At 40.7% G+C, this 18,861-nt stretch carries 15 protein-coding genes; 11 read left to right on the forward strand and 4 right to left on the reverse strand.

What is annotated here, in order from left to right; genetic code table 11:
• Positions 1-82 precede the first annotated feature (82 nt).
• Together L1068_RS13070 and L1068_RS13075 are read left to right on the forward strand one after the other, a co-directional pair.
• Positions 83-1,858, forward strand: coding sequence for a DUF885 domain-containing protein (locus L1068_RS13070; RefSeq protein ID WP_237130628.1), 1,776 nt, complete (start codon positions 83-85; stop codon positions 1,856-1,858).
• 215 nt (positions 1,859-2,073) lie between these two features.
• Complete coding sequence (locus L1068_RS13075; protein ID WP_237130629.1) at positions 2,074-3,027, forward strand: hypothetical protein; 954 nt, start codon at positions 2,074-2,076, stop codon at positions 3,025-3,027.
• 168 nt (positions 3,028-3,195) lie between these two features.
• Here the strand turns inward: L1068_RS13075 and L1068_RS13080 are convergent, their stop codons facing one another.
• Positions 3,196-4,584 (reverse strand): PhoH family protein, encoded by a 1,389-nt coding sequence (locus L1068_RS13080; RefSeq protein WP_105170879.1) that lies wholly within the window; start codon positions 4,582-4,584, stop codon positions 3,196-3,198.
• Positions 4,585-4,814: 230 nt separating this feature from the next.
• Here L1068_RS13080 and rapA point away from each other — a divergent pair, with 230 nt between their 5' ends.
• From rapA to L1068_RS13095, 3 genes are read left to right on the forward strand one after another with little or no spacing between them, the layout of a single operon-like run.
• Positions 4,815-7,709: an RNA polymerase-associated protein RapA gene (rapA, locus tag L1068_RS13085; RefSeq protein ID WP_237130630.1), complete on the forward strand. Its 2,895-nt coding sequence runs from the start codon at positions 4,815-4,817 to the stop codon at positions 7,707-7,709.
• Between the two features lie 57 nt (positions 7,710-7,766).
• Positions 7,767-8,420 carry a bifunctional tRNA pseudouridine(32) synthase/23S rRNA pseudouridine(746) synthase RluA gene (gene rluA / locus L1068_RS13090; protein ID WP_237130631.1) on the forward strand — a complete coding sequence of 218 codons (654 nt, stop codon included), beginning with the start codon at positions 7,767-7,769 and terminating at the stop codon, positions 8,418-8,420.
• A gap of 57 nt (positions 8,421-8,477) precedes the next feature.
• A complete protein-coding gene (locus tag L1068_RS13095; protein ID WP_237130632.1) occupies positions 8,478-9,326 on the forward strand; it encodes a DUF3530 family protein in 849 nt (282 codons plus the stop codon).
• Between the two features lie 36 nt (positions 9,327-9,362).
• Here the strand turns inward: L1068_RS13095 and djlA are convergent, their stop codons facing one another.
• The 3 genes from djlA to L1068_RS13110 are packed head-to-tail and all read right to left on the reverse strand — an operon-like array spanning position 9,363 to position 11,880.
• Entirely contained in the window at positions 9,363-10,202 is an 840-nt protein-coding gene (gene djlA / locus L1068_RS13100; RefSeq protein ID WP_237130633.1) for a co-chaperone DjlA, read from the reverse strand.
• Between the two features lie 5 nt (positions 10,203-10,207).
• Positions 10,208-10,876, reverse strand: a complete 669-nt coding sequence (gene murU, locus L1068_RS13105) for an N-acetylmuramate alpha-1-phosphate uridylyltransferase MurU (RefSeq protein ID WP_237130634.1) — start codon at positions 10,874-10,876, stop codon at positions 10,208-10,210.
• The gene (locus L1068_RS13110) at positions 10,873-11,880 is read right to left on the reverse strand and encodes a phosphotransferase (RefSeq protein WP_237130635.1); all 1,008 of its coding nucleotides are present in this window, start codon (positions 11,878-11,880) and stop codon (positions 10,873-10,875) included. The genes murU and L1068_RS13110 overlap by 4 nt, the downstream gene beginning before the upstream one ends.
• A 399-nt stretch (positions 11,881-12,279) precedes the next feature.
• Here L1068_RS13110 and lptD point away from each other — a divergent pair, with 399 nt between their 5' ends.
• The 6 genes from lptD to L1068_RS13140 are packed head-to-tail and all read left to right on the forward strand — an operon-like array spanning position 12,280 to position 18,747.
• Positions 12,280-14,436, forward strand: coding sequence for an LPS assembly protein LptD (lptD, locus tag L1068_RS13115; protein WP_237130693.1), 2,157 nt, complete (start codon positions 12,280-12,282; stop codon positions 14,434-14,436).
• 20 nt (positions 14,437-14,456) lie between these two features.
• A complete protein-coding gene (surA, locus tag L1068_RS13120) occupies positions 14,457-15,743 on the forward strand; it encodes a peptidylprolyl isomerase SurA (RefSeq protein WP_237130636.1) in 1,287 nt (428 codons plus the stop codon).
• A gap of 2 nt (positions 15,744-15,745) precedes the next feature.
• The gene (gene pdxA, locus L1068_RS13125) at positions 15,746-16,732 is read left to right on the forward strand and encodes a 4-hydroxythreonine-4-phosphate dehydrogenase PdxA (protein WP_010560923.1); all 987 of its coding nucleotides are present in this window, start codon (positions 15,746-15,748) and stop codon (positions 16,730-16,732) included.
• On the forward strand, positions 16,733-17,539 hold the full coding sequence (rsmA, locus tag L1068_RS13130; RefSeq protein WP_237130637.1) for a 16S rRNA (adenine(1518)-N(6)/adenine(1519)-N(6))-dimethyltransferase RsmA: 807 nt from the start codon (positions 16,733-16,735) through the stop codon (positions 17,537-17,539).
• The gene (apaG, locus tag L1068_RS13135) at positions 17,523-17,906 is read left to right on the forward strand and encodes a Co2+/Mg2+ efflux protein ApaG (protein WP_010560925.1); all 384 of its coding nucleotides are present in this window, start codon (positions 17,523-17,525) and stop codon (positions 17,904-17,906) included. The genes rsmA and apaG overlap by 17 nt, the downstream gene beginning before the upstream one ends.
• A 10-nt stretch (positions 17,907-17,916) precedes the next feature.
• On the forward strand, positions 17,917-18,747 hold the full coding sequence (locus L1068_RS13140) for a symmetrical bis(5'-nucleosyl)-tetraphosphatase (RefSeq protein WP_237130638.1): 831 nt from the start codon (positions 17,917-17,919) through the stop codon (positions 18,745-18,747).
• The last annotated feature ends 114 nt before the right edge of the window (positions 18,748-18,861 follow it).

Here is an 18,861-nt window from a genome sequence, read left to right on the forward strand (position 1 = left end):
TCGATTTTTAAGTGAAATTGATACACTCACTTTAACGCGGCTTTAACTCGCTTAGTCGCTTTAATCACTCAAGGGAAACACAATGAAAAAAACAGCCTTAAGTTTAGCGCTGGTTGCAGCACTTGGCCTTAGTGCATGCCAAACAACCAATTCAACAACTGACGCACCTGCAAGCCAACAGCAATCTCAAGCTGCTGCATTTGAAGCGTTTTCAGCACAATTTATTGAAAACTTTTGGCGTCACCGTCCTGAGTGGTCGCAATACGCAGGTTACGGCAAATACGACCATATTTTAACGGTTCCCGACGCTCAAAGCCGCGTTAACGATATTAATTTTGCCAATACGCAACTCGCTAAATTAGCCCAGTTTGACCTTAATAAGTTACCAGCCAATTTAAAAACCGATTATCGTTTAATCGAAAATTTATTAAAGAAAATAATTTGGACAGTAAACACGTTTAAATCGTGGCAATGGAATCCATCAAATTACAATGTTGCCGGTGGGTTTGCACAAATCATTAATAGTCGCTTTGATGATGACAACACAAAAATCACGAAAGTGTTAAAGCGCCTTGAAAATGTACCTGCCTATTTTGCAGCAGCCATTGCCAATATTGATACGCCAACACTTGAGTACACACAGTTGGCAATTAGCCAAAATAAAGGAGCATTTAGCGTACTAAATAAAGATTTATTTAATAAAGCTAAAACCTCAAATCTATCGGACGCTGATAAGCAATTATTTGAAACCCGTTTTAAAGCAGCAATAGCTGCGATTAATGAATACATTGAATTCTTAACTAAGCTGGAACAAGAGCTGGTTGCAAACAATAACGCGCGTTCATTTAGAATTGGCGAAGCGCTTTACGAGCAAAAGTTCGCATTTGATATTCAGTCCGGTTACAGCGCAAAAGAGGTTTATCAAAAAGCGTTGGCAGATAAAGAACGTGTTACCGCTGAAATGTTAAAAATCACCGAGCAACTTTGGCCTAAGTATTTTGCCAATACACAGATGCCAAGTGAACCTCAAAAAGCAATTTCAAAACTGATTAATCACCTTGCGGTTAAGCACGTAAAACGCGAAAACTTTGTTGAGGAAATTAAAAAACAAATTCCTGAACTTGAAGCCTTTATTAAAGAAAAAGACCTCATAACGCTTGATCCTGAAAAACCGCTAGTGGTGCGCGAAACGCCAGATTATATGCGCGGTTTTGCCGGTGCATCTATTAGTGCACCGGGTCCATATGCGAAAAAAGAAAACACCTACTACAACGTTACGCCACTCGATAATATGAGTGAGGAACAAGCCGAATCGTATTTGAAAGAGTACAACCACTGGATTTTACAAATTTTAAATATTCATGAGGCAATTCCGGGCCATTACACCCAATTAGTTTATTCAAATGAGTCACCGTCTCTCATTAAGAGTATTTTCGGAAACGGCGCAATGATAGAAGGTTGGGCGGTGTACACAGAGCGCATGATGCTAGAAGAAGGTTACGGTAATTTTGAACCAGAAATGTGGCTAATGTACTACAAATGGAATTTACGCGTAATTTGTAACACGATTTTGGATTATCAAATCCAAGTGGAAGGCATCAGTAAAGAACAAGGCCTAGATCTACTTATGAACGGTGCTTTCCAAGAACGCGCTGAGGCAGAAGGCAAATGGCGCCGCGCGACGCTGAGCCAAGTTCAGCTAACAAGCTACTACACGGGCTACCGTGAAATTTACGATTTCCGCGAAGCGCAAAAAGCGAAACTGGGTGACGATTTTGACTTAAAAGCATTCCACGAACAGTTTTTAAGTTACGGCAGCTCACCGGTTAAATACATTCGTGAATTAATGGATAAGTAACCTGTATTCAAAGTAAATAATCCAAGATTAAAAGGAAGCATGTGCTTCCTTTTTTATTATCCAAATTAATAGTCTTAGTAATCAGCGTTAACACAGGTGGCCTTCGAATTTATGAAATGAACAGAAATATTTCGTTCTATCACAACATCTTGACTAAGCTTAATGTTATTTATGACAATTCACCTAACAGACTTTACGCAACCTCGGATATTATCATGGTTAAACTAAAACCAAGTTTATTGCTCGCTGTCATTTTTAGCCTTTGCGCTTTGCCGCTTTTTAGTCACTCGTTCGAGCGCAAAGTGGTACAAGAAAAACAACAACAAACGTTTTATTACACTTGGTTTGATGATCAAGACAAAGAACAAAAGCTTAGCTTTAGCTATTCAAACGACCAGCTATTTAACCACTACCGCCGCTTTAAAGGCTTTAACGCACAAGAATACCTCGACAAGATTGATATAAAAGTAAGAAACACCATTAAAGAGTTCGACCGACGTAAATACACACTCGAAACACAGCGTAAAGAACGCAGCATTGAATATAAAGTTTACAGTGATGACAAAGCGCTATTAAAAGACGTGGAAACGCGAGTTGAAAAAGCAAAACAAAGTGCACGAAAAAGCTATTTACGCAAGCATCACTATGCTGATTTAGAGGCCATCTGGGCAATTGATGCGGTTAGACCCGACTTACCGCGCTTTGTGAAAAATTCATATGACTATATTTCACCGATTAGAGAAGCTATTTTAACTAAGTTTGGCAATAACGTGAGACCAAAAACAGTTATTAACTTTGTGTTAAGTTGGGTACAAGCGATGCCAACATCTGAGTTGCCAGACCGTTTTCATAACAGTGGCAAAAACTTTAAGCCACCTCTTAAGCTGATCCGCCAACAATACGGCGATGTAGACAGTAAACTTGTGCTCACCAGCGCTATTTTAAAAGCGATTTACCCACGCCTGACCATCGCTATTATTACCTCCCCTAACCATGCGCTAATTGGGTTAAATTTACCGATTCGCAAAGGCGACAAGCATGTTGAAATTAATGGCTTAAAATACTTAGTCGGTGAAGTCACTGGACCAAAGCAATATCCAATCGCCGAGGTAAGCAGCAGCTCTTGGAGTATGCTGAAAAGTAAGCAATACGTAGTTGATATAATTTAAGTCGCACGTGAGATAACACATGATTCTCTTGCGGCCACGTTTATGAATTTTAGCGTTAAATGTGTTAACGATAGTTCCGCGTAAATCATCAAACAAAAAAAGGGCTGATAAACATCAGCCCTTTTAACTTTTCATAGATGTCATTTTTAGACACCTTCACTCGTTAGCTTATAAATTTTCTTCAGCAAAGCTCGCTAAACGGCTACGTACTACACCGTTTAAATTAATCGTGCTGCTGCCTTGGAAGTCTTTAAAACGTTCAACAATATAGGTTAACCCTGAAGTCACTGGGGTTAGGTAATTACTGTCAATTTGTGCCAAGTTACCCGAGCAAATTAATTTAGTACCTTCACCACAACGGGTAATAATGGTTTTTAATTGCGATGCGGTTAAGTTTTGGCTTTCATCTAAAATAACAATGGCATTTTGAATACTGCGTCCACGCATAAAGTTTATCGACTTAAATTGAATATTGGCTTTTTCCATAATGTAATTGCGGCTCGAAACCGGATTTTCGTCGTTTTTATGAAGTACCTCTAAGGAATCGGTTATCGCCGCAAGCCAAGGCATCATTTTTTCTTCTTCAGTGCCTGGTAAAAAGCCGATTGATTCTGCAATTTCGGGCGTGTTACGGGTCACGATTACCTTATCGTACATTCCCCGTTCAATCACAAGTTCAAGGGCGCAAGCCAATGCCAACAAGGTTTTACCGCAACCAGCAGGGCCTGTCAAAATCACTAAATCCATATGCGGATCGAGCAGCGCATTAATCGCCATTGCTTGATAAACATTTTTGGGCTGAATGCCCCACGCACTGCGCCCCATAATACGTTCGAAACCCAAATCAAGTAGCTTAATATGCTCTTCGTCGTAATCCACCACACGGGCAGCAAAGTGGCCTGTTTCGTCGAGTAAATACTCATTGATAAAGACTTCATTAAGCAAATTACGGGGTACGGTATGATACGTATCTCGACCGCTTTGCTCGCTGTCGCACTCTTTAACATGCTGCCAAAAATCGCCATCAAGCTTTTTATAGCCGCTTGTTAGCAAGCTAATATCGTCAATGAGCTGATCGGTGCGGTAGTCTTCAACAAACTCAAGCCCCGCTCCTTTTGCTTTTAAGCGCATGTTTATGTCTTTAGTGACTAACACTACTTTTACTTCAACTTTTAGCTGCTGCAAATGCAGTGCGGTATTAATAATGCGATGGTCGTTTTCATCTCCTGGTAAACCCGAAACCGCATCTTCAAACATATGGTCGTTAACAATCGTTAGTTTACCCGTACAATTTTTAGCGACCGTTGAAAGATCAACCCCAGCAAGCATTTCTTCAGGACTTGCGTCTCTTAATACATCATCCAAAGCACGAATAGCAATCCGTGCGTCTCGACTCACATCTTTTTTGCGATCTTTAATGTGGTCCAGCTCTTCTAACACTGTCATTGGGATAACGACTTGATGTTCTTGGAAAGATAAAAAAGCGAAAGGTTCGTGAAGTAATACGTTGGTATCTAGGACATAGAGTTTATTATCGTTATTGCGCATTTTTCCCATAAGCTGTTCCTTCTCTTAGCTGGCGGGTTTATGGTTTTTGCTTTACTTTTAAGTTTAGTCTATTTCAGGAATTTGGCTTTTTTATGACAAAAAAAGTGCAAAATTCTGGCTAAATTACAAACATTAAAGCGGCGAATAGGTATTAACCTCACGAGTTCTAAATTAACAGGTGAATCCAACGAGAAATCTAGGTAACATAGCCGCCTTTTTTCGATAGTAGCGAGTTAAAAATGAGCTTTTCTTTAGGTCAACGCTGGATCAGCGACACCGAATCCGACTTAGGCTTAGGTACGGTAGTAGCCTGTGAAGGACGCCAAGTAACTATTTTATTCCCAGCCAGTGGTGAGAACCGCGTTTACAGTATTTCTGAAGCACCTGTTACCCGAGTGGCATTTAATGTAGGTGATAAAATTCGTAGCGTTGACGAATGGGAACTCATAGTTGAGCAGGTTGACGAAGAAAATGGCTTGTTTACTTACACTGGCACTCGCGAAGACAATCAAGAACAAGTCGCACTTAAAGAAACCTTTCTTGACCACTTTATTAAGTTTAATAAGCCGCAAGATAAACTGTTTTCAGGGCAAATTGACCGTTTTGATCGCTTTACTCTGCGTCATAACACGCTTACCCATGTTCACCAAAACCAACAATCAAGCTTAAAAGGGTTAGTCGGTGCGCGCGCAAGCCTAATTCCACACCAGCTTTATATTGCTGAAGAAGTGGGCAAACGTTTTGCCCCGCGTGTATTGCTGTCAGATGAAGTTGGCTTAGGTAAAACCATTGAAGCCGGTATGATTATTCACCAACAAGTGCTTACAGGTCGTGCTTCACGCGTGCTTATTGTGGTGCCTGAAAACTTACAGCACCAATGGTTAGTTGAAATGCTGCGTCGCTTCAACTTACAGTTTTCAATTTTTGATGATGAACGCTGTACAGAAGCCTATGCCGATGCAGCAAACCCGTTTGAAACTGAACAGCTGATCCTAACCAGCCTTGAATTTATTACGAAAAAGAAAACTTGGTTTGAGCAAGCAACACTTGCCGATTGGGATTTACTTGTTGTCGATGAAGCGCACCACTTAAAGTGGAGCGAAAAGAAATCAAGCACAGAATACAACCGTATTGCTGAACTAAGCCAAGACATTCCGGGCTTAATTCTACTCACCGCTACGCCTGATCAACTAGGTCACGAAAGTCATTTTGCTCGTTTAAAACTGCTTGATGAAAACCGTTTCTACGATTATCAAGCGTTTGTGGAAGAAGAAAGCCACTATCAAGAAGTTGCTGATGCGGCAAACCAGCTATTAGCTGATGAAGCCTTAAGTGATAACGCAAAACAAACGCTTACATCACTATTAAAAGAAAGTGATATCACCACACTGCTTAGCCAAGTTGAAAAAGGTGAGCAAGCGGCTAAAAATGAAATTCTATCAATGCTGCTCGACAGACACGGTACAGGCCGCATTTTGTTCAGAAACAGCCGTAGTAGCATCCAGGGTTTCCCATCACGTGAGCTACACGCTTACCCTGTATCGATGCCGAAACAATACACTACAGCAATGAATGTAATGGGTAATATTGCGGGTTTAAAAGATGCGGAAATGCGCGCTAAACGTGCATTATTTCCAGAAAAGATTTTCCAAGAGTTTGAAGGTGAATCTGCTAGTTGGGCACAATTTGACCCACGTGTTGAATGGTTAGCCGAGAAACTACTTGAGCTAAAACGCGAAAAAGTATTAGTAATTTGTAGTGAAGCGCAAACAGCACTGAGCTTAGAACAAGCAATTCGTGAAAGTGAAGGTATTAAAGCCGCGGTGTTCCACGAAGGTATGAGCATTATTGAACGTGACCGCGCAGCAGCCTACTTCGCCGAGCAAGAAGATGCGGCGCAAGTATTAATCTGTTCTGAAATTGGCTCAGAGGGACGTAACTTCCAGTTTGCCCACCACCTAATTTTATTTGATCTACCACTAAACCCTGATTTACTTGAGCAACGAATTGGACGCTTAGACCGTATTGGTCAAAGCGAAGACATTAAAATTCATGTGCCGTACTTTGAAAACACTGCGCAAGAAGTATTATTCCGCTGGTACCACGATGCGCTAGAAGCATTTGAACACACATTAACCACAGGGCAACTACTGTATTCAGAATACAAAGATGAATTATTGGAGTTCGTGGCAAGCCATAACACCGACGAGGAAGAGCTTGATCCATTACTTGAATCGGTAAACAAGCAAAACCAAGCGTTAAAGCAAAAAATGGAGCAAGGCCGCGACCGATTACTTGAACTACATTCAAAAGGCCAAGGCCGCTCAGAGCAATTGGTAAGCGATATTGAATCGCTTGATAACCAAACTGCACTGCCTATGTTTATGATCAAGATGTTTGATATTTTCGGTGTTTCACAAGAAGACCGCGGTGAGAACTCAATTGTTCTAAAACCAACTGAACATATGCTAACGCCATCGTTCCCATGTTTACGTGACGAAGGTTTAACCGTTACCTTTGACCGCGACACCGCACTTGCACAAGAAGATGTACACTTTTTAAGTTGGGATCACCCTATGGTGCAAGGTGCAATGGAATTGATTATTGATGATGATCTCGGCACTACTTCCGTTGCGTTACTTAAAAACAAGCAACTGCCTGCGGGAAGTTTCTTTGTTGAGTTAGTGTACCTTGCAGAAACCAGCGCACCAAAAGCACTGCAAATGGGTCGTTTCTTACCAACCACACCTGTGCGTTTATTACTTGATAAAAACGGTAATGATTTAGCTGCGAATGTGGCGTTTGATACGTTTAATCAGCAACTTAATGCGGTTGGTAAACAAACAGCTAGCAAGCTTGCCTCAGCGCTGCAATCAAGCGTTCACCCAATGATTGAAACGGCAAATAAACTAGCACAAAGTCAATTAGACACACTAAAGCAAAGTGCTAAAGAAAGTGTAAACACTAACTTAGATGATGAGCTAGCACGCTTAAAATCGCTTAAACAACTTAATCCGAACGTACGTGAAGACGAGCTGTTTTATTTGGAAAAGCAAAAGTCACAATTACTTGAGCATGTTGAAAAAGCAGAGCTTAAGCTTGATGCAATCCGCTTAATAGTGGTTTCTCACTAACTATAATTGCTTTAAAATGGGGCTTAGATTAAGCCCCATTTTTTTGCTGGAATCACTGTGCTGTTAAACTATAACCCGCCAACTTCGCCATACATCAATATTTTATATCGTGATGATGACCTAATCATTCTTAATAAACCCAGTGGTTTATTGACCGTGCCGGGCAAAGCGCTTGAGCACAAAGACAGCCTGATTAACCGCGTTAATTTAGTATTTCCAACAGCAACCATAGTGCATCGCCTTGATATGGCCACCTCAGGCATTATTTGCCTTGCGCTAAATAAAGCGGCGCACCGTGAAATAAGCCGCCAGTTTCAAGACAGAGAAACCAAAAAGCGTTATATCGCTCGCGTCTATGGCAAACTCGAACCAGAAACAGGTTCTGTGGATCTTCCGTTAATTTGCGATTGGCCAAACCGACCAAAACAAATGGTGGATCATGAACGTGGAAAACCCTCTCTTACCCACTATGAAGTGTTAAGCTATGAAGAACATGCAACGCGTGTTGCCTTAACGCCAATCACCGGTCGCTCACATCAGTTGCGTGTACATATGTTATCGTTAGGTCATGTGATTTTAGGCGATCGTCTTTATGCGCTCGACGACGCACTTGCTATGGCGACAAGATTACAACTTCATGCGCAATACTTAAGCTTCACTCACCCTGTAACAAAACAGCAACTCAGTTTTTATAGCGATCCTGATTTTTAACTAAAATATTAGCTTAGAGTGTCGATAAGCTTAAAAAGTCAAAATCAAATCATGCGTGTGAAGCCTAAATTTTACCTTACAGTTTGTTTGTTACTTGTTAGCGCGTTCTTAACGCAAGCTAAGGATGTTGAGTGGCTCGCACCTATCAATAAAGAGCTGCAAAACAATCAAGATGTGTCCCACTACTTCGAACCTTCAGAGGTTGTAACAGTAATGGCTGGCGACAATGAGTTAACAGCCTTGTACCGAGACCACACGGCAGAATTTGAAAAGGGTGTTGCGATCTTAATTGCTGATTGGCACTTAACCCAATCGAATGACCGTGGCATCGACTTTTTACGTAAATCACTAAATGATTATGGATGGGTTACTTACAGCATTAGCGCAGGTAGTAGCCCACGTATAAATAATGATGAATTGCCCGATAATGATAACGTAAGCGTTGCGCCAAGTTTATCGCAATTTAAAAAGCCCGACCTCGACGCCTACACACTTAGTTTAACCAGTCGTTTTAAAGCCATGTATCAACAAGCGCTAACTCACCCGGGTTTTGTAATTGTGATAACACAAGGACAAAGCGGCGCAATTTTGAATAGTTATCTAAATCAGCAAACATCGGAACAAATTGATGCACTGATTTTGCTTAATAGCTTTTATAACGAAGCGCAGAAAAACAAGTCACTAAACCAAACCATCACTACGACCCCATGGCCAACGCTCGATATTTATTATCAAAGCCAAAACCATTGGCTTAACCAACAAATGGTACAGCGCAAAAAACTTGCACGACGTAACCATAAATTAAACTATCGCCAACGCGCTTTATTTGGCAACCAATCCAGTGAGCAGCAACATCAGCGCTTATCTAAAGAAATATATGGCTTTTTAACCTGGTTAGGTATTTAACTAATCCCCCTAGTTCAGCTTTTTAAGCCTAGCATGCTACTTCGCTTTTAAATATTCATATGCTGCTTGAATATCTTGGCTTTTTTGTTTGGCGAGCTGCATCATCTCAGGTGGTAATCCCTGCGACACTAATTTATCTGGATGGTGCTGAGCCATCAATTTACGATAAGCTTTTTTAATCGCTTTTTCATCGGCATTACTATCTAACCCTAGCACTTGTAGTGCTGCACTTTTTGTTAATGCCGTATCTTGCGCTTTGTTCGTTGACGAGCGATAAGATTGCTGCTGACTTTGCTTTGTATGTTGGTAACGGTGAAACTCAAATTCCGCAATATAACGCTTTAAAATAAACTTAAAGTGAGTACTATTAATGCCAATGTATTTACTTACTTGCTTAAGTAAATCACGCTCTTTATCGCTTAATTCGCCATCGCTAAATGCCATTTGAATTTGAATTTCAAGAAACAATTGGATTAAATCATAACGACCTGAAAAGCGGTCGCGAAAATCTTTAAGTACTGATTTAAAAGGGAAGTCAGCTTGTTTTCCACTGCGAAATGCGTTTTGCGCATCGCGGCGCGCGTCGTCAGTTAACCCCATTTCATCCATAAAACGAGACGCGGCACTAATATGCTGTTCGTTAACGCGACCATTCGATTTGGCAATATGACCCATTACGGCAAAACAGGTATAAGAAAATAACGCTTGTTTTTCAGAGACGCTGCTATTGTCGAAAAAGCCTTGAAAGCCACCGGCTTTATTAAAGTCTTGCTTTAAACCGCGGTCAAATAAATGGCCTAAATAAAGACCTAAAATTGCGCCAAACCATTTACCAAATAAAAAGCCAAACCCTGCACCTAGTAACTTTCCCCACATTTAGTTTAATACTCCTGTTGGTTAATTTCGGCTAATCGCTCAGGTGTGCCGACATCTTGCCAATTGCCAATATACAGTTCGGCGGTCACTAATTTTTCGGCCATTTTTTCTCGTAGCATTGGCGCGAGTGGTAAAAAATCCGCCTTGGTATTAGCAAAAAATGATTTATGGTAAAGCGCAATACCCGAAAATGTATGTTTTATTTCGGCATCGCTATCACTTGACGCAAACCCTTGCTCTAACGAAAAGTCACCATTTGGGTTATGTGCTGGATTTTCCACTAACACTAAGTGCGCTTGTTGCGGCAATAGCGCAATTTGCGTCAAACTTGTTGCATCATAATCAGTAAAAATATCACCGTTAATGACAATAAATGTCTCGCTAAGTAAATCGAGTGCATTGATAATACCACCGGCAGTTTCTAAACCTTCTCCCCCTTCGTCACTATAAATGATACTCACGCCAAATTGGCTGCCATCGCCTAATGTATTGCGAATACTTTCACCACACCAAGCCAAATTAATCACAATTACGCTAATACCCGCCGCTTTTAAGCGTTCTATATGGTACTCAATGAGCGGTTTGCCATTCACTTTTAACATGGGTTTTGCGGTATCTGCCGTTAATGGCATCATGCGTTTACCGCGCCCCGCCGCTAAGATCATTGCTCTCATAATTTTGCCTTTAAGCTTGGTAAAACACTCACTTTAAGCCATTGTGAAAAGTAACCTAAGACAGGAAATGTATGTGCCAATTCGTCGCATGCTTCAACAACATAGTGCATGGTATCAAGCACATGAGGTAGATAGCCTTGTTTGTTATCTCGAATACTTAATCGACAAAAAATGCCCGCAGCTTTTAAGTGACGCTGAATACCGGTTAAGGTGTATAAGAGTTCAAAATCATCAAACGATAAACCGACTGTCATTCCCGCTTTTTCGTACTGTGCAAACCCGTAGCGTACAAGTTCTTGACGAAGCGTCTTTGGTAAAATGTGATAGCAATCTTTGGTAAGTGACACTAAATCATAGGTGAGCGGGCCTTGCACCGCATCTTGATAATCGATAATTGCCAGCTGTTGTTGCCATACCATTAAGTTTCGACTGTGGTAATCACGGTGCATGGTCACTTTAGGCTGCATTTCTAACGCATTAATCAGTTGTTGTTTTACTTGCTGCCATGTTTTTTGCGCGCCAGTATCCATTGTAATCTGACAAAACTGCTCAATTAGCCAGTGATTAAAAATTTCTAGTTCAAGATCGATAAACGCTGCATCATACGGCTTCATTGCGTTGGTTTTTGCTAACTTTGCAATGTTAGGCAGCATATCAATCGCTTGATAATACAGTTTCTGTTCACTCCCTTGCCCTAAACAATCAGCAAAGTGAGTGCTTCCTAAGTCTTCAATAAGCAGTAAACCTAATTCTTTATCTACTGCTAGAATTTGTGGCACTTTAAAAGAGCCCTGACTAAACAACTGATTCAGTTCAATAAAGGGTTCGTTATCGACTAAATTTGGTGGCGATACCATTAAGATATAAGTGTGGTTATCAGTAAAAACACGAAAGTACTTCCGAAAACTCGCGTCACCTGTAATCAGCTCAACTTTGAATGCGTTTTGTTGTTCTAAATTCGGTAAGTTTTGCGTTAAAAACGCATCAAACATTTGGTTATGCAAGGCTTAACCCCAACTACAATTAATTACAAATTGTGCATTGTCCTGTGCCATTTGCTAACAGACTATAAATGGCGCTTAATTGCACAAGTATTTTTCTCTTTTCAATGGTATATTAACAGTTCAAGTAATGAGAGAAATCATTAAAATTAAATTATTACAGGCTTAGTTACGTGTACGCTTTAAATTATGCTCAAAGCAGCAAGTTTTTGGTGCAACAAAATGCCGCTGTTTAACCATATAAAATTAAGTGTAAGCTCCAAAATTCGCTTACTGACAAAAACAGCGCATAGTATAAAACGTAAGTAAGGTCTTTTTCACAAGGTTATCTGATTAATGAAACGCCCTTTTGGCATATTTGCGACACTGATTTTTATGTCACCTCTGGCCAGTGCTTCAGATATGTTTTCTCTGTGCGAAACCGATCCTAACTTAAGCTGGCAGTCTACTTCCCGGCTTGCTGTTGGTCAGCTTGCGATTAACGCAGATCAGGTAGAATTAGCAGGAAAAAACAAAGCGCTATTTAGCGGCAACGTGATGATGGACTCGACACTGATGAGTCTAACCGCATCCAGCGCTGAACTTGATAAAATAAATGGCATGCTCAATGCCATTGGCCCAATCGTTTATCAAGATCCCAACAGCTATATTTCGTCAAAACACTTTTTTGCTAACTTAACCTCATCAGAGTTATCTCTCGGTGACGCTAAATACCAATTTACTCAACAAGCAGGTCGCGGCGAGGCCAAACTGCTTGAAGTAAATCAATCACTTTTACTCTTGCAAGATGCCAGCTTTACAACTTGTCCAAGCGATAACCCTGTGTGGGCGCTGGATGCAAAAAAAATTAAACTATCACAAGAAGAAGGCTGGGGTGAAACTTACGGTGCTGTACTAAAAGTGTATGACACACCGGTGTTTTACCTACCGTATTTTACCTTTCCAATATCGGATAAACGTAAATCTGGTTTTATTCAACCAACATTTACCAGCTCTAATCGTTATGGTTTAGAGATTGAAACTCCGTTTTATTGGAATATTGCGCCAGATATGGATGCGACGATTACTCCGCGTTATATGTCAAATCAGGGTTTTCAGCTGCAAACCGAGTTTCGCTATTTAACTGAAGAGCACCAAGGTATGGCTGCAATTGAGTATCTTAATAGCGATGATTCTGAACCTGAATTGGGCAGTCGTTACTTATTGCACCTAAGCCAATACAGCAAAATTGACGATAACTGGCGAGGCCAAATCGACATCACAAATATCAGTGATGATAACTATATTAACGATATGGGATCGAGCTACGCTAATCGTACCGATACCCAGCTTAATCACCTTATTCAGTTAACTCATTTAGGTGATTACTGGCATACCGATATGAAGTTACAAGGCTTTGAGGTACTTGGTGATCATTTAGAATCTTATCGCGCACTACCCCAAATTACCTTTAGCCAAGTTAATGCGTTTGATTTTTATGGTGCCGACTTTACTTTAAACGGTGAATTTGCCCATTTTCAAAACGAAGAAGCACTGGTTGAAAAAGCTACCCGTGTTCACTTAGAGCCTAAGCTAAGCTACGGCATTAGCGACTACGCATGGAGCTTTTTATCTGAGGTTAGTTTGCTGCAAACGAATTACCATCAACAAGGTGATTTACTTGGCACTCAGTTAGAGGAAAACGTAAACCGTACCTTGCCTAAACTACGCCTTTACGGACAAATTAATTTTGAACGTGATACGCATTGGTTAGTGGATAACGGCCTACAAACACTTGAACCAAAAGCGCAGTATTTGTTTATTCCAGAAAAAGATCAGTCAAATATCGGCTTATACGATACAGTAAAGCTTCAAGATGATTTCCACGGATTGTTTCGCGAGCAACGCTTCTCGGGCGTAGACCGTATTGCTACGGCAAACCAATTTACCTTAGGCGCAACAACACGTATATTTAATCAACAAAATAACGAAGTATTTAACTTCAGCATTGGTCAAATCTTTTACGTCTCGGATGATGCTAAACCGTCTGAGATTGACGACAATGCGAGTTATAACTCGTTATTTGCCAGTGAAGCTATGCTACATTGGCACAAGAATTGGTACCTGTCAGCAGGTATGCAATACGATACTGACGGCAGCGACCTTGTTAACTCACACCTCACCCTCGATTATAAAGGGGATAATAATGAGTTAATTCAATTGAACCATAGGTACGCAAACAATGTCTCAGGAAATACAATTGAGCAAGTTGGTATTTTTGCTAGCTACCCAATTGGCGACCAATGGCAAATTGTTTCGAGCTACCAGCGCGACCTAGAATCAGATCGCAGCGTGGAGTTTTTAACTGGTGTACAATACCAATCATGTTGTTGGGCGATTCAATTATCTGGTAGCAGACAAATAGAAACTGACTTAAATAAACCAGTTGGTCAGTTTGCTAATGAATCAGCTAAATTTGACTCGAGTATTCAAATTAAATTTATAATGGGTCTAGATGCGCAAAAACTACTCAACCAAAGCATCTTTAGTTATCGCAGACCTTACTTTCTAACAAATTAATATGTAAGTAGAAAAAATCAATGAAGTTAAAACGATTAATGACAGCGGGCGTTGCCCTACTTGCTTTCTGCCAAAGCGCATACAGCCTTACTGAACTTGATAGTGTTGCCGTAAAAGTTAACGACGGTGTTATTTTACAAAGTGAAGTAGACGCACTGGTAAACCGTGTTAAAAACCGTGCAAAAGATTCTGGTCAGGAACTACCTTCAGAAACGGCGCTAAGACGTCAAGCAATCGACAAACTTATTGACCAAGCTCTGTTACTGCAAATGGGTGAACGTATTGGTTTACGTATTTCTGATGCACAGTTAGACCAAACTCTCTCACAAATGGCCCGTGAGCAAGGTGCAACCCTTGACGATATGCGCCGCTCACTAGAAGCTAGCGGAGATAACTTCCAAACTTATCGTGAAGAAATTCGTAACGAAATGGTTGCTAGCCGCACTATGCGTGCAAGTGTTGAACGCCGCGTATACGTAAGCTTACAAGAAGTACAAAACTTACTACGTATTTTAGAGCAGCAAGGACAGACAAACGAAGAATACGATATCGGTCATATCCTGATTGAGATCCCTGAAAATGCCACTGCAGACGATATCAAAACACAAAAAGAGCGTGCTGAAGCCGTTATTCGATTACTAAACGAAGGTCGTGAATTTAAGCAAATAGCAATTGCGTCATCAGGTGGTGGTAAAGCACTTGAAGGTGGTCAATTAGGTTGGATGAACATTAACGAAATGCCTACACTGTTCGCTGAGGCGGTAAAAGGCCATAAGAAAGGCGATATTGTCGGCCCACTTCGTTCAGGCGCTGGTTTCCACATCGTCAAACTACAAGATGTACGTGGTGTTGAAGTTGTTGAAGCGGTGGAGCTAAAAGTACGTCATATTCTTGTTAAGCCATCAATTATTGTATCGGAAGAAAAAGCGCGCTCTATGCTCGCAGGTTTTGTTGAAGATTTAAGAGCAGGTAATGCTGACTTTGGCGAATTAGCTAAAGAGCATTCTGAAGATCCAGGTTCAGCATTAAACGGTGGTGAATATGACTGGACAGACCCGAACTCTTGGGTAGGCGAATTTAAAGAAACCGCATTAGGTTTAGAAAAAGGCCAACTCAGTGAGCCATTCAGAACCCAATACGGCTGGCATATTATGGAATTATTAGACCGTCGCGTATCAGACAAAACTGAGCTTGTTAAACAAAACCGCGCGCACCAAATGATTTTTAATCGTCGCTTTAAAGAAGAAAGCTTTACGTTCCAGCGTGAATTACGCGAACAAGCTTATATTGAAGTTGTAGAAGAATAGTTATGACATTACGTATTGCAGTTACACCGGGCGAACCGGCAGGTATTGGGCCAGACCTTATTTTACAGCTAGCCCAACAAGATTGGCCTGCAGAACTTGTCGTAATTGCTGATAAAAATCTGTTAAAGCAACGTGCAAAATTACTTGGCATTGATATTCAACTAATTGAATATCAGCCAAATAATGCGGCTCAACCGCATAATGCAGGTAACCTAACAGTTAAGCATATTCCATTAGCAGAAGACGTGATTGCTGGCGAACTCAATGACGCCAATGGACAATACGTACTTGATACGCTGAAATATGCCTCTGATGGCAATATGCAAGGTGAATTTGCTGCTGTGGTCACAGGCCCTGTGCATAAAGGCATTATTAACCAAGCAGGTATTTCATTTAGTGGTCATACTGAGTTTTTTGCTCAGCAATCAAATACGCCTGATGTTGTAATGATGCTCGCTACCGAGGGCTTGCGCGTTGCTTTAGTAACAACGCATATTCCTTTAGCGTATGTATCTAAAGCAATTACTGAAGACCGTTTAAGCAAAGTGACGCGTATTTTGCATCATGATTTAACCACTAAATTTGGCATTGAATCAGCAAAAATTTATGTCTGTGGTTTAAACCCGCACGCAGGCGAAAATGGTCACTTAGGCCGAGAAGAAATCGAAGTCATTTCACCAACGCTAGATCAGCTTAGAAATGAAGGCATTAACCTTGTTGGCCCACTGCCAGCGGATACGTTATTTCAAGACAAATACCTAAAAGATGCCGATGCCGTGCTTGCAATGTATCACGATCAGGGATTACCTGTGTTAAAATACAAAGGATTTGGTAATTCAGTTAATATCACCCTAGGTTTACCGTTTATCCGCACATCTGTGGATCATGGTACCGCTCTCGATTTAGCCGCAACTGGCGAGGCCGACGTGGGTAGTTTCGAATTAGCAATTTCTAAAGCAATTGAAATGGCAAGTAAAAGCGCACAATAGATGAATGATAAAGTACACTTAGGGCACCGCGCCCGAAAACGTTTTGGTCAAAACTTTCTACACGATACAAGCATTATCGATAAGATCGTAACTGCAATCGATCCAAAACCTGGCGACAAGCTCGTTGAGATTGGTCCTGGCCTTGGCGCAATTACAGAGCCTGTGGCAGAGCTAACAGACCATTTAACGGTAGTTGAGCTCGATAAAGATCTTGCTCACCGCTTGATTCATCACCCATTTCTTGCCGACAAGCTGACTGTGCATCAAGGTGATGCCATGCAGTTTGACTTTGCGTCATTAATTAATGATGAGCGCAAACTTAAGGTATTTGGTAATTTACCTTATAACGTTTCAACGCCGCTTCTGTTTCATTTATTTGAGTTTTATCAAAATATTGAGCACATGCACTTTATGCTGCAAAAAGAAGTGGTTAAACGCATGGTTGCGAGCCCTGACAGCAAGGCCTTTGGCCGATTAAGTGTGATGACACAGTATTATTGTCATGCAATGCCTGTTATTGATGTGCCACCAGAGTGCTTTAAACCTGCACCTAAAGTGGATTCAGCGGTTATTCGCCTGATCCCGAAATCGCCAGATCAATTAAAGGCAAAGAGCACTAAAATCCTTAACACGGTATGCTTAGAAGCGTTTAACCAAAGACGTAAAACAATTCGTAATAGTTTATCGAATTTATTAACGCCTGAAGAAATTGAAAACTTAGGGTTAGATTTAAAGCTGCGCGCCGAAAACCTTTCTCTAGATACTTTTGTAAAGATTGCAAACTGGATTTATGACAACAAGCAGTAATTCTCCAATTAAAGTATCGGTAGAAACGTTTTATGTTGATGGTCAGTCTGAGCCAGAAAAAGATAAATACGTTTTTGCCTATACCGTAACAATCAAAAACCATAGTTTATGTTCATCAAAATTGCTTAGCCGCTACTGGTTGATTACCGATGCTAACGGTAAAGAAACCGAAGTTGAAGGTGAAGGTGTGGTTGGTGAAACACCAACAATTGGACCTGGTGAAAGCTACACCTATACATCAGGTGCAGTATTAGATACCCCAATCGGTACAATGCAAGGTTATTACCAAATGCGTAACGAGTTTGGTGCTGAATACCAAGCCCCGATTGAAGTATTTCGCCTAGCTAGTGATGTTGTATTACATTAATTAAGCAAATATGGCTAAATATGTAATTGGTGATCTGCAAGGGTGCTTTAACGAATTTACCTCGTTATTAAAAACGGTAGATTTTAACCCAAGCCGCGATCACCTTTACTTAGTTGGCGATATTGTTGCACGCGGTCCAGATTCACTGGCGTGTTTAAAGTATCTCTTTGCTCAGCAAGGCAGTGTAACAATAACGTTAGGCAATCACGATTTACATCTACTAGCGACGTACTTCACACAAAACACTCCCAACCCAAAAGATAATTTACAAGCCTTATTCAACGCAAAAAAGCTACCTACTTACATTGAGTTTTTAAGACAACAACCGCTCGCGGTATGGCTTGAAAAGTATAATACTTTTATTTCCCACGCTGGATTAAATCCCCAATTATCATTGCAAAACGCACTTGAGCTTTGTGCTAAAGCACAAAAAAAATACCAAGGTGACAATGCACTGTTTTACCTAGCAAATATGTATGGCAACAGCGTTAACTGCATTTCACAAGCTAATGATAAACTGTCGCGCTTTACCTACACCGTAAATGCATTTTCGCGTATGCGCTTTGTTAATCAACATGGGCAAATGGACTTTGCGCATAAAGGACCTGCTAGCCAAAATTCACCCGAATTATTTCCATGGTTTGATGTGAATGCAAATAACCATTCAGATATTAATATTTGCTTTGGTCATTGGGCTGCATTAAAAGGGCAAACACCTTATCCAAATCTATTTGCCCTTGATACCGGTTGTGTTTGGGGCGAGCATATGACTTTACTTGAGCTAAAATCAAAGAAAAAACATTATTGCAATAACTACAAAGAACATAAAAGCAATACTTAAGTTGTATTTTAAATACTACAATTAACTATTCAGCTATAAATACTGAAATAAAGTTACGAGTTTGTTAGATTGAACTAAAGTTGTATCCATGTATGTCGATAAATAACAAAAGCC

The sequence above is a fragment of the Pseudoalteromonas sp. MMG024 genome, assembly GCF_021654175.1.
Taxonomy (GTDB): Bacteria; Pseudomonadota; Gammaproteobacteria; order Enterobacterales; family Alteromonadaceae; genus Pseudoalteromonas.